This is a genomic window from Brevibacillus dissolubilis, assembly GCF_006170445.1.
GTDB lineage: Bacteria > Bacillota > Bacilli > Brevibacillales > Brevibacillaceae > Brevibacillus_B > Brevibacillus_B dissolubilis.
In genome coordinates this window covers 319,354-334,722 of record NZ_VCNA01000001.1, presented here as the reverse complement: position 1 = coordinate 334,722, position 15,369 = coordinate 319,354, and the positions used below count along the sequence as shown (strand labels likewise).

Here is a 15,369-nt window from a genome sequence, read left to right as displayed (position 1 = left end):
AAACCGTCTCAAAGAAAGGAACATGTCTGTGGCTCGAAAAAAGAAGCATGAACCAAAGGCAGGAGATGTCTTTGCCATCCCAGTGAAGGAAGGACACTACTGCTTTGGGCAGGTCGTCTCAGACCGTCCCTCTGCAACCTATGAAAAGTTGTATATCTTGTTTGATGTCTTCTTAGAGGGAGTAGACCACGACATCACAGGATTGATCCGTCAACCGGTACTTGCGATTGCCCATCTCGATGATGAGTCGATCAAAGACGGGGACTGGGTGATTCTGGGCAACACAGACGTTGCTTTGCCGTCTATCAAGTATCCAGAGTATCTGACCGGCCCCGAGAATATCGGAGGCCCCGAACAGGTCATTGATTACGAGGGAGAAGTGATCCGGGATGCCACTCCACAAGACCTGGATGAACTGACGTATCCTGAGTCTTATTCCTCCCATGCTTTTGATGGAATTGCTCAGGCGAGGTTCGCTGGTGGACCGTGGGAGGAGGAGTACGAGGAGCTTCGCTTCGACCCGCAAAAATGGATAGGTACAGGCGGCGTGGCAGCACCAAATGTACCAGATACCCAGGCATCGACACAATCTGCTGAATCAAGCGACGATCGAGCAGGAATAGGCATAGTAGAACAAGAGCAAGACAGCAAAAGAGAATAACCCTACCAACATAAAGAACCGAGTACAGTGGAATCCATAGAATTCCATCTGTACCCGGTTCTTCTTTTATCCTTTTATCTACCGCATGACTGATTTCTTACTGAGAACAATCAACAAACTGCTCACCTACCAGTCTCGGCACCGTCTCATACACATCCAATCGTGCGATATGCCGAACATCATCACCGAAGCCTTTTTCGCGCAGTTCCCGACCGCTGCCGCATTCCCAGAGCAGTTCCGCGATATTGGCTTGGGCCTGCTGGAATGCTCCGATACATACCAGAGCCTCCGGTGACTTGCTTCCATCGAGCTTGGAGAGGATCGCTCCGGCTCCGAGATAATCCTCGAGAGCGGGGCGCAAGCCATTTTCACCATCGCGAGGGGCATCCCATTTTTCGCCGCATGGCACTACTGTGATAGTAGCCCCGGTCTCTTGCTGTAATCGGTTGGCTACAGTGGCGACTGCGGAAGCATTGAGCAGGCTGCCGATTAAGAGGGCGGGAACCTTTTGTGCGATCCATGTGCAGGCCGCACCGTTGAGTGAGCAGAGTACCAGCTTTTTACCTGCTTGCTCCGCACCGAACGATACAGGGGAGAGGGAGGGTCGTCCAAGTCTCGCCGCTTCTGCACGGCCAAACAACAGCTCAGCCCCCATCTGGTCAGCATACGCTTGGGTCTGTTCGTTTAATGGCGGCGGATAGGGCAGGATCACCGCTCCGAGACTGACTGCTGTGACCACGGTCGATGAAAAACTCAGCACATCCACAATAATCGTGATATCACCGCGATCTGCGGCCTCTCTGGCTCCGTGCTGGCCCCATTCGACACGGCAAGCATACGGGGATTGATCAAACATTCAGAAAACCTCCTAGGCATAAGGGTTTGAGTGGTGGGATGTGGGTTCGTCGCTTAATCAAAAACAACATCAAAAAACGGAGGCGCTGGTGGGCGTCTCCGTTAAGCATGCAAAATAAGTCGGGTTATGTATTGAATTCCAAAAACGCCCATGCTAAAATAGAACATGGTAGGTTCAATCATAATCAATATCATCATGATTACCCAATAATATAATAACACAAAAAAGAACCTCTGTCAAACCTTCACCATTATAAAAATTCTTTGATAAAGGAGCGATTTCATGAGCGCGTCGGAGCAAGATTGGCGACAAGAACAAGAGCGGGTTGATCATGTAGTAGATGAGATCGGCAAGCGCATGGTCGAGTTGGAGCACCAAGTCGGGGAGATCAAGGCAGATATCGTTGAGATCCGCACGAACTTTTGGACCGATGTGACCGTCAACTTCGACGATGCACATGAGGCGGCGGAGACGTATGCGAGTATTAAGCAGCAGGCAGAGGTATTGTCCGAGCGGGAGCGTAGCCACCGTCACGCGCACAACCAGCTCAAGACGTTGATTAAGCTCAAGCAGTCTCCGTATTTTGGGCGGATTGACTTCCGGGAAGAGGGCGAAGACCGTACGGATGTCATCTACTTAGGCATCGGCTCTTTTATGGATAAGGACGGGGAGCATTTTCTCGTGTATGACTGGCGGGCACCTGTATCGAGCCTGTATTACGATTATTCGCCAGGGCCTGCCGAATACCAGACACCAGGCGGCCTGATCCAAGGTGAGATGGAGCTGAAGCGGCAATACATCATCCGCGATGGCGAGATCCGTAGTCTGTTTGATACCGGGGTGACGGTCGGTGACGAGCTTTTGCAGCAGGTGCTGGGCCGACACTCGGATGCTCAGATGAAGAGCATCGTCGCCACGATTCAAAAGGAGCAGAACCAGATCATCCGTGATGAACGGAATCAATTGCTTGTCGTACAGGGAGCAGCAGGAAGCGGGAAGACGTCTGCTGCGCTCCAGCGGGTTGCCTATCTGCTGTATCGGTACCGTGAATCACTGCGGGCTGATCATATTGTGCTGTTTTCACCGAACCAGATGTTCAACAGCTATGTGGCTACCGTCCTGCCTGAGCTTGGTGAGGAGAATATGCAGCAGACGACGTTCCAGCGCTATCTGGAGCATCGGCTTGCTGAGGTATTTACGCTCGAAGACCCGTTTGAACAGATGGAATACACCTTGACCGCGATGGAGCAGCCGGGCTATGAGGCACGGGTGGCAGGGATTCGCTATAAGGCGACGACTGATTTTATGCATGTGACCGAGAAATATATCGAGCATCTCGGACGGCAGGGCATGATTTTTAAAGACATCATCTTCCAAGAGGCGACGCTGATCTCTGCGGATGAGATACAGGAGTATTTTTATAAGCTGGATGATACCCTGCTGATTCCTAACCGGATGCAGCTCGTCTCCGAATGGCTGCTCGACCGGCTCAAAACCCTCGGACGACGGGAGCGCAAAAAGCACTGGGTCGAGCAGGAGATCGAATTGCTGGATCGGGACTCTTATATAGATGCTTATCAGCAGCTGCAGAAGAAAAAGCGGTTCACCGAGGATACCTTCGACGATTACGAGCGCGAGCATAAGTTCCTCGGGGCCTTGGTGATCAATGAGCACTTCAAGCCGTTGCGCCGCATGGTGAGAAAGCTTGGATTCATCGATGTGCCTGCGGTATACCGTCAGCTGTTCAGCGAGCCGGATTATGTGCACCGCGTCGCACCGGATGCTGTGCTGCCAGAGCAGTGGACGGAGATCTGTGCCCAGACCGTGGAGAAGCTGGATCGGATGGAGCTTGCTTACGAGGATGCGACCCCGTATCTGTATATCAAAGAGCGGATCGAGGGCTTCCAGACCAATACGGTGGTGCGTCATATCTTTATCGATGAGGCGCAGGATTATTCCGCGTTCCAGTTTACATTTATCAAGCGGCTGTTTCCGTTTGCCAAGTTTACGGTGCTGGGGGATTTGAATCAGGCGATTTTTGCCCATGCGGTGGGGCGTAAGCCGGGAGAGGATGGTTTTGGTACACTGCTGTCGTATTATAAACCACAGGAGACCAAGACCGTGATTCTTCGCCGCAGTTACCGTTCGACGCGGCAGATTATTGAGTTCACCAGCAAAATGATTCCCGGCGGCGGGGAGATTGAGCCGTTCAACCGGGAAGGGGATGAGCCGACGGTGACACAGGTGAGTGATTTTGACGAGCTGCATGGGAAGGTAGCAGAACGTATCCGTCAGCTTCATGAGGCTGGGCATCAGACGTTGGCGGTGATTTGTAAGACGGCTGCGGAGAGCAAGGAAGCGTATGAGGCGCTTCGGAATATGCCGGGTGTGGCGGTGCAGCAACCATCCTTCCGTCTGGTTCACACCGAGTCCGGGTCCTTTGAATCCGGCACCGTAGTGATCCCTGCCTATTTGGCAAAAGGCGTTGAATTCGATGCGGTCATCATCTACAATGGTTCGCATAACCAGTACGGCAGGGAGAGCGAGCGCAAGCTGTTTTATACCGCGTGTACAAGAGCGATGCACGAGCTGCATATTTATACAGTAGGTAAAAAAAGTCCGTTCATCGTGTAAAGCAGGGGTGTAGAAAGAGGTTCCCACCTGCCCCAGAAAATCGTGCATATATATAGAAAGAACGAAGAGAATCGAGGAGAAATCATGGGGAAAACAAAACACACCGGCCCAACCAAGCTGCCGGCGACACCTGATCCGAAGATGTGGGTCAGTCCTGTCCCGTTCGGCTTGGGCAAAGTGAAGCCACAGCATATCCGCGACACCATGAAAGTGATCTGGGACAACCGCGACAATCTGCCCTATGCGTACCGCATCCTGACCCAAGGCGTCTGCGACGGCTGTGCGCTGGGCGTGTCGGGGCTGTATGACCAGACCCTGCAAGGCCCGCATCTCTGCACCACCCGCTTGAACGTCCTGCGGCTCAATACGATGAGCCCGATCAAGGACGATATTTTATTCAGTGATATTGAAAAATTACGTGAGCTGGACAGCACCGCATTGCGTAAGCTGGGACGCATCCCATACCCGCTGATCCGCCGAAGGGGGGAAAGACGCTTCAGCCGCCTGACATGGGACGACGCGCTCAACCTGATCGCGGACAAAATCAAAACAATCGACCCGAAACAGCTTGCCTTTTACCTGACAGCCCGTGGGATTACCAACGAATCCTACTACGTCGGGGCCAAAGTCGCCCGCTTCCTCGGTACCAATAACATCGACAATGCTTCCCGCATCTGTCACTCCCCGTCCAAGACCGCGCTCAAGCGAAGCGTCGGCATCGCCGCATCCAGCTGCAACTACAAGGACTGGATCGGGACGGATGTACTGGTCTTCTGGGGCAGTGTCGCGGCCAACAACCAGCCAGTCTCCACCAAGTACATGTACGCCGCCAAGCGAAAAGGTACCAAGATCATCGTGATCAATCCGTACCACGAGCCGGCGATGGATGAATACTGGATTCCGTCGATTGCTGAGTCAGCACTGTTTGGGACGAAGCTCGCAGATGACTTTTACCAGGTCAATATCGGTGGGGATATCGCGTTCATGAACGGCGTGATGAAGCACTGGTTTGAGATGGAGGAGAAAAAGCCGGGTTCCGCGATCAATCACGAGTTTGTCCGTGAGCATGCCAATGGCTTCGAAGAGCTGAAGGCGCATATTCAAAAACAAGACTGGAAGCTGCTCGAAAAATCAAGTGGTCTCACTAAAGCGAGAATGTTGGAATTCGCTGAGTTGCTCGCAAAGTCCAAATCGGCCGTGTTCGTCTGGAGCATGGGGCTGACCCAGCACCGTTTTGCCACGGATAATATTTCCCAAGTCGCCAATCTTGCGCTGTTGCGCGGGTTCCTCGGACGTGAGCATTGCGGTCTTATGCCAATCCGCGGTCACTCCGGTGTCCAAGGTGCCGGGGAGATGGGTGCTGATCCGTTCAGCCTGCCGGGCGGCGATTATAAAGGAAAAGATATCGAGCGGATCGAAAAGCTCTGGGGATTCCCGCTGCCGAGATGGCAAGGCGACATCGTCGGGTTGACGCTGGAGAATGCGTTGCTCCCTGAAGGTCACGAGCGCAAGCTGAAGCTCTTTTATACATCAGGCGGCAACTTCGTCGAGACGATGCCAGACCCTGAGTTTGTGAAAAAATGCCTGTCATCCGTCGATATCCGTGTGCATCAGGATATCATTCTCAACACATCCACCCTTGTAGACGCACAGGAGGCCGTGATTGTTCTGCCAGCGATGACGCGATATGAGCAGCCGGGCGGGGGGACATCTACCTCGACCGAGCGGATGGTGTACTTTTCACCGGAGATCGAGGGGCCTCGGATCGGGGAAGCCCGTGCAGAATGGCAGATCTATCGGGATCTCGCGGCACGGGTCGATCCTGAGCGCAAGCACCTGATCTGGTTCGAGGATGCTCATGCGGTTCGGGAAGAGATCGCGAAGGTGGCGCCGAACTATGACGGTATTCAGGATCTGAAGAACCGTGGTGATTTTTTCCAATGGGGCAATGCGTGGCTGTGTGAAGACGGCGTCTGCCCGACCGAGGATGGCAGAGGGAATCTGATCCCATGTGAGCTGCCGGAGATCCGCAAGCCGGAGGGTCATTTCTATGTGACGACCCGACGCGGCAAGCAGTTTAACTCGATGATCTATGGTGCGAAAGATCCGTTCAACGCAGCTGATCGCTATGATGTGCTGATCCATCCGCAAGATGCGAAAGCGCTTAACATCGTGGAGGGCGAGTTCATCGTCGTCTACAACCAATACGGCACGATGCAAGGGAAAGCCAAGCTGGAGAACACCAAGTCCGGCAACATCCAAGTCTATTGGCCAGAAGGCAACGCCCTGTTCCCAAAAGGTGTCTACGAGCAATATGCAGGCATTCCTGAGTACAATAGTGCGGTGATTGTAGAGAAGGCGGAGACTTTTTACGCGCATAAAGATATGCGTTATGTCGAAAAACGAGTGGAAGAGCTGGAGCAGGAAATCAGTTAAAGAGGGGCTATGATGAAACGTGAGATTACAACCAAACGGCTGATTCTGCGGTATGGCAAGGGAAACGAGGCGAACCAGAACGGGAATCCTGGCATGAAGAGCGACGCGGACGGGAACGGCATGCTTACCGGCAACGATCTGAAGAGTGGGCTGTCCACCAACAAGGACGCTGGTTTTGTCGAGCAGGAGGACGATATCGCGATCGAGTACCCGTTGACGATCATGCTCAACGGGGAGGAGTTTGCGACGATGGTCTGCACCCCGGCTGATCTGGAGGAGCTGGTCGTCGGTTTTTTGGCCTCGGAGGGTGTCATTCGGCTCCCGGATGAGATCGAGAGCCTGAGTATTAGCGAAGAGCGTGGGTTTGCCTATGTAAAGACGGCGAATCCACAGACAGATGCCGCCAAGCTTCACTCCAAAAGGTTCATCGGCTCCTGCTGTGGAAAAAGCCGTCAGTTTTACCTGCACAACGATGTGAAAACAGCAAAAACGATCATCTCCCGTACCCGCATCACCGCGAGTCAATGTATCCGGCTGATGGAGCTGCTTCAGCAAAGCTCGACCTATTTTCAGCTGACGGGCGGTCTGCATAATGCCGCCCTGTGCAATGCAGACGGCTTGCTTTTGACCCGCACGGATATCGGGCGGCATAATGCTTTGGACAAAATCTTCGGGTACTGTCTGCAAGCGCGGATCCCTCTCGCGGACAAGGTGCTGGCTTTCAGCGGGCGTGTCTCGTCAGAAGTCTTGTTAAAGGCCGCTAAAATCGGAGTGGGGATCATCCTCTCCAAGTCAGCCCCGACCGATCTGGCGCTGGATTTGGCTCATGATCTGGGGATTACGGTGGTGGGCTTTATCCGGGGGAATCAGTGTAATGTGTATACGCATCGGGAGCGGATTGTGGAAGAGTAGGATGATACGATGGCAACCCATTCCCGCTTCCTCTGATAAATGACAAGTTCAGTTGCAATCATATGAAAAAGCCGGTTCTCCCCAAGTTAGAGGTGAACCGGCTTTGTTTCATTGATACGGACTGATCGTAGTGTAGTGCAGCATCATGGAAAAGATTAAGATTGCGCTTTTTCCAGCTTGAGTGAAATGCCTGTGAGCAGGACAGCGAAGATGACCATCACCCCGCCGATCCACGGTGTATGAACAAGCCCGATGGAATCGACAACCGCGCCTCCGACCAGTGAGCCGATGGCAATCCCAATGTTGAACGCAGCGATGTTGAGTGCAGATGCGACGTCGACTGCGGAAGGAACGTATTTTTCCGCGAGCTGGACGATGTAGAGCTGAAGCCCTGGCACGTTCATGAAGGCGAGGAGTCCCATCAGGAAGACACCGATCAGGCCGACGACTTTGAACGGAATCATGAACGTCATCGCGATGAGGATGGCCGCTTGGACGATAAACATCCAGAAAAGGGCACGCGCCGGGTTTTCATTGGCCAATCGTCCACCGACTGAGTTACCGATCGCGACGGCCACCCCGTAGACGAGCAGCACGATACTGATGATGCTTGCGCTAAGACCAGTCACTTCCTGCAGAATCGGGGTCAGATAGGTGAAGGCGACAAACGTACCGCCATACCCAAGTGCCGTGATCGCAAAACCGAGCAGCAGACGGGTGTTGGTGAGCAGTCGGAACATATCAGAGAATTTGGCTGGTGGAGATTGTTTGAGATTGTTCGGGATCAGGAAGGCACTGGCAATGATAGCGATCACGCCGAGCAACGCGACGCCCCAGAAGGTCGCCCGCCAGCCGAACGCCTGCCCGATGAACGTCCCAAGCGGCACACCGGTGACGGTTGCCACCGTCAGACCAGTGAACATCAGTGCGATGGCGCTGGCTTTTTTATGGGGAGGGACAAGCTGTACGGCGATGGTAGAACCAATCGAGAAAAAGACACCGTGCGAAAAAGCGGTGATGATACGTGCGACCAACAGTAATCCAAAAGAGCTGGAGAGCGCAGCGACACTGTTCCCGACGATGAAAATGCCCATGAGTGCCATAAGCAGAGTTTTGCGGTTGATCCGGTTGGTCAGTGCCGTCATGATGGGAGCACCGACCGCCACGCCGATTGCGTAGCCTGATATCACAAGACCAGCCAGCGTAATCCCGATATTTAGATCATCAGCGAGCGAAGTCAAGAGACCGACCGGGACAAACTCTGTCGTCCCGATCCCAAACGCACTGATGGCGAGAGCGAGTAGTGCCAGATTTCCGCTTTTTGATGCTGTTTTTTGCGCGGATGCTGACATGTGATTTGCATGATTCATGGATAGTTACCTCCTGATAACATCTATATAAATTCTGGTTAGAATGCAAAGGGCCCTTTACATTTGCTTCATGAGTGCTATTATAGACCCCATAGATGAAGGTAGTAAGTACGTACTTTCAAGTTCTATAGATACCCCCAAGTACTATAGGCACTAAAAAGTACCCATCAATAGAGAAGCAAGGAGGATTCACCATGGCATACAATATCCCTGTCGAAGCCACGCTCGACGTCATCGGCGGCAAATGGAAGGTCGTCATCATGTGTCACCTGATCAAAGGAGAAAAACGGACAAGCGAGTTAAAGCGTCTCATGCCTGGGATTACGCAAAAGATGCTCACACAGCAATTGCGTGAGCTTGAGGAAGACGGTGTGTTGAAACGGCATATTTTTGAACAGATTCCGCCAAAAGTGGTGTATTCGTTGACCGATTATGGCTGGTCATTGAAACCGATTCTTGATGCGATGTGCTCGTGGGGCGAGAGGCATATGGTCATAAACGATTGTGAACTGGTAAAGATAGAGTAAGGATGTGTGGGTGTTGTGGTGTTCTTGTGTTGGGGTGAAGAGTGAGAGGATGATCTGTTTTCCAGTCGCCTTTCCCCCCTCTACGAGGGGGCCGGTCTCCTTACAAACAGATCATCCTCTCACTCTGCCGGAATTGTACCCGTCCACCCTCAATATTGGGTGGGGGATATAAAAAGATAAAAGATAAAAGATAAGGATATGCAGAAGAGAAGCTGAGAGGCGTAAATTGACGATTGTAAGATGACGGACAACAATATCAATCAAAAACATTCAAAAACAGCAGTCCGCAGTCAATCAAGACATAATACACCACAACCAGATATCTTTCACAAGCAGCAGCGAAGCCTCATGGATCACTTTCATTCCATCATGCTTCGCTTATTTTTTGTATTTTTATTTCACCGAGGCTGCGCGAAGAGAGGGAGGATGACCTGTTTGTAAGGAGACCGGCCCCTCGTAGAGGGGGAAAGGCGACTGGAAAGCAGGTCATCCTCCCTCTCTCACGCACCCAAACTGATCGCAAAATGAAATAAATAGTGAACGTTTATGACTGAATCTATCGTATCATGAATATTATTGCTCGTTTTTGAATGTTTGTGATTGATTTCTGACAGCGTTTCCATTAAGATAAAGACCAAGAGAAAAATTGAGGTGAGGGATATGCTTACTCCCGAGAGACAGCAAGCCATCCTGGAGCTGTTGCAAAAACAGGGATTTGCCCGTTTACCTGAGCTGATTCAGCTGACAGGGGCATCCGATTCCACGATTCGGCGGGATCTGAATGAATTAGAAGCACAGAAGAAGATCAGACGTGTCCATGGTGGCGCGCAGCTTTTAGAAGGAAAGGTAGAAGAGTCTACGGTAGCCGAGAAGAGCCTCAAGCACGACCGGGAAAAGTCACTGATTGCTGCATACGCCGCAACAAAAGTAAAACGGGGTGACTCCTTGTTCTTAGATGCAGGTACAACAACGCTCCAGATGATTCCACATCTGCCTCCAGATATATTGGTGGTCACCAATGGGGTCAATACCGCGCTCCGATTGCTGGAGCACCAGATTCAAACCATTCTAATCGGCGGAAAGCTAAAGCCATCCACACTTTCCATGGTGGGGAACGGAGCGATTACAGGACTTTCGATGTACCGTTTTGATCACTGCTTTTTGGGGATGAATGGGGTGGATCTGGGCCGTGGTTTGACGACACCAGACCCAGAAGAGGCGTTTGTCAAGACGACCGCCTTGCGCTTGTCGGATGAGAAATATGTGCTGGCTGATTCCAGCAAATTCGGCAATGTGACATTTGCCCATGTGGCAGAGGTACAGGATGCCGTGATCATCACAGACGATGACCTGGCAGAAGAAGACAGACAACTATGGATGCAAACAGCGAAGATCGAGGTGGTTCCATTATGATTTACACGGTTACTCTGAATCCTTCCGTCGACTACCATATCTGGCTCAGCAGCTTTAGCGAGGGCGAGACACATGTAGTCGAACGCGAGGCAAAAATGGCAGGGGGCAAGGGGATCAATGTCTCCATCGTCCTCAAGCAACTAGGAATGGAGAGCAAAGCGCTCGGATTTCTCGGTGGGTTTACAGGCGAATTCATCCGCATGGAGCTGAATGCCAAGGGGGTCTCTCACGATTTCATCCCGGTGGCAGGCGACACGCGTATTAATATGAAGCTCAAAACCGCGCACGAGACAGAATGCAACGGGATCTCCCCGCAGATTCCAGAAGAAGCGGCAGCGAAGCTCCTCAAACAGCTGCAAGCGCTGACAGCAGAAGACTCCCTTGTCCTGGCTGGCAGCATGCCGTCATCGCTTCCTCAGTACTTTTACCGCCAGATCATTGAACAGGCCGCGGCAAAAGGTGTCACCGTGTTCCTCGACTCCAAAGGAGAGGCGCTGCATCAAGCGATTCCGGCCCGTCCGTTCTTGATTAAGCCAAATCACCATGAGCTGGGCGATCTGTTCTGTGTACAGATTGAGACGCCGGACGAGGCGATTCCATACGCCAAGAAGCTCGTAGAACAAGGCGCGCAGAATGTCATCGTCTCCCTCGCAGGCCGTGGCGCGATCTTCACCGACGGACACGTGACCTATGTGGCACAGGTTCCAAAGGGAGAAGTCGTGAACTCGGTCGGAGCGGGTGACTCGACCGTTGCAGGCTTCCTCTACCAATGGCAGAAGACAGGCGACAAACTCCAAGCGTTCCGTTATGGATTGGCGTCAGGCAGTGCCACCGCTTTTCACGAAGGCTTCTGCACACCTGAATCGATTGAAGAGCTTCTTCCACAGGTACAGATTACACAAAAATAAGCGATACAGGGGGTATACACATGCGGATTACACAACTACTCGATGAAAAAAGAATGATCCTCAGTCTGGCGGCCACAAACAAAGAAGAGGTGCTAGACGAGCTGATCAACGCACTGGATGAATCCGGTGTGCTAGGTGACAAAGCCAAGTTCAAAGAAGCGATCCTCGCCCGCGAAGCCCAAGGCTCCACCGGGATCGGCGAAGGGATCGGGATTCCGCACGGCAAAACCGATGCGGTCAAAACACCGGCAATCGCTTTTGGCCGCTCTCTTACCGGCGTGCCGTTCGAATCGCTTGACGGACAAAATGCTGACCTGTTCTTCATGATCGCAGCGTCAGCTAATGCGAATAACGAACATCTGGAAACGCTTTCCCAGCTTTCCCAAATTCTTATGGACGACGATGTACGCACCCAGCTACGTGCGATCAAGACCAAAGACGAGTTCGTCCAACTCATGGAGCAGAAGCAGGATGAGCTGTTCGGCACAGATAACAACGAAGATTCCGATACCAATGCCGCACAAGCCGAGACCGACAGCCAACCAGCCGCATCCGGCAAGCCTAAGGTCGTCGCTGTCACCGCTTGCCCGACCGGTATCGCTCACACCTACATGGCCGCTGACGCGCTCAAGAAAAAGGCAACCGAACTCGGCATCGATATCAAGGTAGAAACCAACGGCTCCGGTGGTGCGAAAAACAAGCTGACCGAGCAGGATATCGCGGAAGCAACCTGCATTATCGTCGCGGCTGACCGCCAAGTCGATATGGATCGTTTCGACGGCAAAAAGCTGATCGAAGTCCCTGTCGCAGACGGGATTCACAAAGCAACCGAACTGCTCCAACGCGCAGTCAAGCAAGATGCGGCTGTCTATCATGCAGGATCTTTAAAAGACAAAGTAGACTCCGCCAAACAGGCACAGAAGAGCAAGCAGCCTGCCTTCTACCGTCACTTGATGAGCGGTGTATCCAACATGCTGCCGCTGGTAGTCGGTGGTGGTATCATCATCGCGCTCTCCTTCATGTTCGGAATCAAGGCGTCTGACCCGAATGACCCGAGCTTCCATCCATTTGCCAAAGCCTTGATGGACATCGGGGGCGGCTCCGCATTTGGTCTGATGATTCCGATTTTGGCTGGTTTTATCGCGATGAGTATCGCAGATCGTCCTGGTCTTGCCCCTGGTCTCGTAGCAGGTATGCTCGCATCTACCGCAGGTTCTGGCTTCTTGGGCGGGATTATCGCAGGTTTCCTCGCCGGTTATGTCGTAGAGGGGATCAAAAAGGCGACATCCGGATTCCCCGCGTCCTTGGAAGGGATCAAGCCCGCACTCATTTATCCATTGTTCGGTACGCTGATCTCCGGTCTGATCATGGTTTATATCGTAGCTGACCCAGTTGCTGCGTTGAATAAAGGTTTGGGTTCTTGGCTGAGCGGTCTTGGTACAGGTAACGCTGTCCTGCTCGGGATCGTGCTTGGCGCGATGATGGCATTTGACATGGGTGGCCCTGTCAACAAGGCAGCGTTCACATTCGGGATCGCGATGATTGCAGAAGGCAACTATCTGCCACACGCAGCGATCATGGCAGCAGGTATGGTTCCACCACTCGGTCTTGCTGTTGCAACTACTTTGTTCAAAAACAAATTTACCCCGGAAGAGCGTGACGCAGGTAAAACCGCTTACGTCATGGGCCTCTCCTTCATCACCGAAGGCGCGATTCCTTTTGCCGCAGCTGACCCTGCACGCGTCATTCCATCCATCGTGGTAGGTTCTGCCGTAGCAGGCGGTCTGTCCATGGCATTCGGCTGCACCCTGCCGGCACCACACGGCGGCTTGTTCGTCCTCCCAGTAGTGGGCAACTGGCCGATGTACCTCGTAGCGATTGCCGCAGGTACCATCGTGACCGCGCTGATGCTCAATATCTTGAAGAAAAAAGTAGCATAAGAATAACCGATAGAATGAAGGGATGTCCGGGACGATGCGGGCATCCTTTTTATTTTGCCGATCAACATTTTTCTCCTCATGAAAACAGACTATCCTACCCCCGTGCAAAAATGATAGAATCAAAGACAAAAATCAAGCACCACCAATGGAGAGGGAGTAACCATGGTATTTATGGATCAAAAAATCATTCCTGCTGCGCGCAATATGAAGGATTTCGAACGAATCCTTGAGGGCCCGTACAAGCACACGGTCTTTCTGGAGACCCACATAGGCCAGCTCAAAACCATCGTCAAAATGGCAGACAAGGCAGGCAAAAAGATGCTGCTCCACGCCGACCTGATCCACGGGATGAAAAATGATGAGTACGCGACCGAGTACCTGTGCCAAGAGATCAAGCCGTTCGGGGTGATTTCCACCCGATCAAGCGTCATCCTCAAGGCCAAGCAAAAGGGAGTGCTCGCCATCCAGCGCATGTTTCTGTTAGACACGCACGCCCTGGAGAAAAGCTACGCGCTCTTTGAGAAAACCAAGCCGGATTACATCGAGGTCCTGCCGGGAGCGATGCCGCACATTATCAAAGAGGTATACGAACGGACGAACATCCCGATCTTTGCCGGGGGGCTGATCCGCAGTGTAGAGGATGTAGAGCGTGCTTTGGAAGCCGGGGCTTCTGCGATCACCACCTCCAACCATGTCCTTTGGAAGCACTACGAGAAAGAAAATAAATAGTCGTTGACAACGCTTTCATCAGCTGTTACCATAGGCTTCAAGTTAATACGAGTGACGGAGAAACGGAGATCCACAATGACCGCCTTTTTTACAGGGCGTTTGTTGGGGTCTCTTTTTTTGTGTCCTCATTGACAAAAAAAGGGGGAGTTATCATGTCAGCTTTTTGGGGAGAGCTTATTGGTACCATGATTCTGATTATCCTGGGAGGAGGCGTCTGCGCGGGTGTATCACTGAAAAAATCTTTCGCCGCAGGCTCTGACTGGATGGTCATCACGATGGGCTGGGGCCTGGCGGTTGCTGTCGCGGCTTACTCGGTGGGAGGAATCAGCGGTGCTCACTTGAATCCGGCGCTCACCATCGGACTCGCGTTCAAGGGTGATTTTGCCTGGGCGAGTGTACCTGGCTACATACTGGCACAGCTGCTGGGTGCGATGATCGGAGCGGCCATCGTCTACCTGCACTATCTGCCGCATTGGAAGGAAACAGAGGATGCAGCTACGAAGCTGGGCGTCTTCGCCACTTCACCTGCGATCGCCAATCCATTCGCCAACCTGCTTAGTGAAATCATCGGAACCTTTGTACTTGTCATGGCAATTCTGGCGATTGGGGCGAATAAATTCACAGAGGGGCTTAACCCGCTGGTTGTCGGTTTTCTGGTAGTCAGCATCGGGCTTTCGCTCGGTGGTACGACTGGCTATGCAATCAATCCGGCCCGTGATCTGGGACCGCGTATCGCTCACTTCCTGCTGCCGATCCACGGAAAAGGCCCGTCCAACTGGAAATACGCATGGGTTCCGGTCGTCGGCCCACTCTTGGGCGGTTCGTTCGGTGGATTGTTCTACCAAGCCGCATTCCAAGGTGTCGTCACCAATTACCTGTGGCTGGTGCTCGGCGCGATGGTGATCGTCCTGCTGCTCGCCTATCTCTTCGGGCCGAAAAAACACCAAGAGTCTGTACAACGCAAATTAGTGGCGTAAAATGAT

The 15,369-nt window shown here is 52.6% G+C and carries 12 protein-coding genes; 10 read left to right on the top strand and 2 right to left on the bottom strand.

What is annotated here, in order from left to right; translation table 11 throughout:
* Positions 1-28 precede the first annotated feature (28 nt).
* Positions 29-661, top strand: a complete 633-nt coding sequence (locus FGI41_RS00805) for an Imm26 family immunity protein (RefSeq protein ID WP_176560052.1) — start codon at positions 29-31, stop codon at positions 659-661.
* Positions 662-758: 97 nt separating this feature from the next.
* Here FGI41_RS00805 and FGI41_RS00800 read toward each other — a convergent pair whose 3' ends face one another.
* Positions 759-1,517 carry a 2-phosphosulfolactate phosphatase gene (locus FGI41_RS00800; protein ID WP_139488007.1) on the bottom strand — a complete coding sequence of 253 codons (759 nt, stop codon included), beginning with the start codon at positions 1,515-1,517 and terminating at the stop codon, positions 759-761.
* Positions 1,518-1,799: 282 nt separating this feature from the next.
* Here FGI41_RS00800 and helD point away from each other — a divergent pair, with 282 nt between their 5' ends.
* From helD to fdhD, 3 genes are all read left to right on the top strand, one after another.
* The gene (gene helD / locus FGI41_RS00795) at positions 1,800-4,151 is read left to right on the top strand and encodes an RNA polymerase recycling motor HelD (RefSeq protein ID WP_139488006.1); all 2,352 of its coding nucleotides are present in this window, start codon (positions 1,800-1,802) and stop codon (positions 4,149-4,151) included.
* An 84-nt stretch (positions 4,152-4,235) separates the two neighbouring features.
* Positions 4,236-6,587, top strand: coding sequence for an FdhF/YdeP family oxidoreductase (locus tag FGI41_RS00790; RefSeq protein ID WP_139488005.1), 2,352 nt, complete (start codon positions 4,236-4,238; stop codon positions 6,585-6,587).
* Positions 6,588-6,707: 120 nt separating this feature from the next.
* Positions 6,708-7,499 carry a formate dehydrogenase accessory sulfurtransferase FdhD gene (gene fdhD, locus FGI41_RS00785; RefSeq protein WP_139488323.1) on the top strand — a complete coding sequence of 264 codons (792 nt, stop codon included), beginning with the start codon at positions 6,708-6,710 and terminating at the stop codon, positions 7,497-7,499.
* A gap of 155 nt (positions 7,500-7,654) precedes the next feature.
* Here fdhD and FGI41_RS00780 read toward each other — a convergent pair whose 3' ends face one another.
* Positions 7,655-8,869, bottom strand: coding sequence for an MFS transporter (locus FGI41_RS00780; RefSeq protein WP_139488004.1), 1,215 nt, complete (start codon positions 8,867-8,869; stop codon positions 7,655-7,657).
* 194 nt (positions 8,870-9,063) lie between these two features.
* Here FGI41_RS00780 and FGI41_RS00775 point away from each other — a divergent pair, with 194 nt between their 5' ends.
* From FGI41_RS00775 to FGI41_RS00750, 6 genes are all read left to right on the top strand, one after another.
* Positions 9,064-9,396: a winged helix-turn-helix transcriptional regulator gene (locus tag FGI41_RS00775; RefSeq protein WP_139488003.1), complete on the top strand. Its 333-nt coding sequence runs from the start codon at positions 9,064-9,066 to the stop codon at positions 9,394-9,396.
* A 660-nt stretch (positions 9,397-10,056) separates the two neighbouring features.
* Complete coding sequence (locus FGI41_RS00770; protein WP_139488002.1) at positions 10,057-10,809, top strand: DeoR/GlpR family DNA-binding transcription regulator; 753 nt, start codon at positions 10,057-10,059, stop codon at positions 10,807-10,809.
* Entirely contained in the window at positions 10,806-11,717 is a 912-nt protein-coding gene (gene pfkB / locus FGI41_RS00765; protein WP_139488001.1) for a 1-phosphofructokinase, read from the top strand. Before FGI41_RS00770 ends, pfkB begins: the two co-directional genes overlap by 4 nt.
* Before the next feature lie 20 nt (positions 11,718-11,737).
* Positions 11,738-13,657, top strand: coding sequence for a PTS fructose transporter subunit IIABC (locus tag FGI41_RS00760; RefSeq protein WP_139488000.1), 1,920 nt, complete (start codon positions 11,738-11,740; stop codon positions 13,655-13,657).
* Between the two features lie 162 nt (positions 13,658-13,819).
* A complete protein-coding gene (locus tag FGI41_RS00755) occupies positions 13,820-14,386 on the top strand; it encodes a glycerol-3-phosphate responsive antiterminator (RefSeq protein WP_139487999.1) in 567 nt (188 codons plus the stop codon).
* A 152-nt stretch (positions 14,387-14,538) separates the two neighbouring features.
* On the top strand, positions 14,539-15,363 hold the full coding sequence (locus FGI41_RS00750; RefSeq protein WP_139487998.1) for an MIP/aquaporin family protein: 825 nt from the start codon (positions 14,539-14,541) through the stop codon (positions 15,361-15,363).
* Positions 15,364-15,369: the final 6 nt, after the last annotated feature.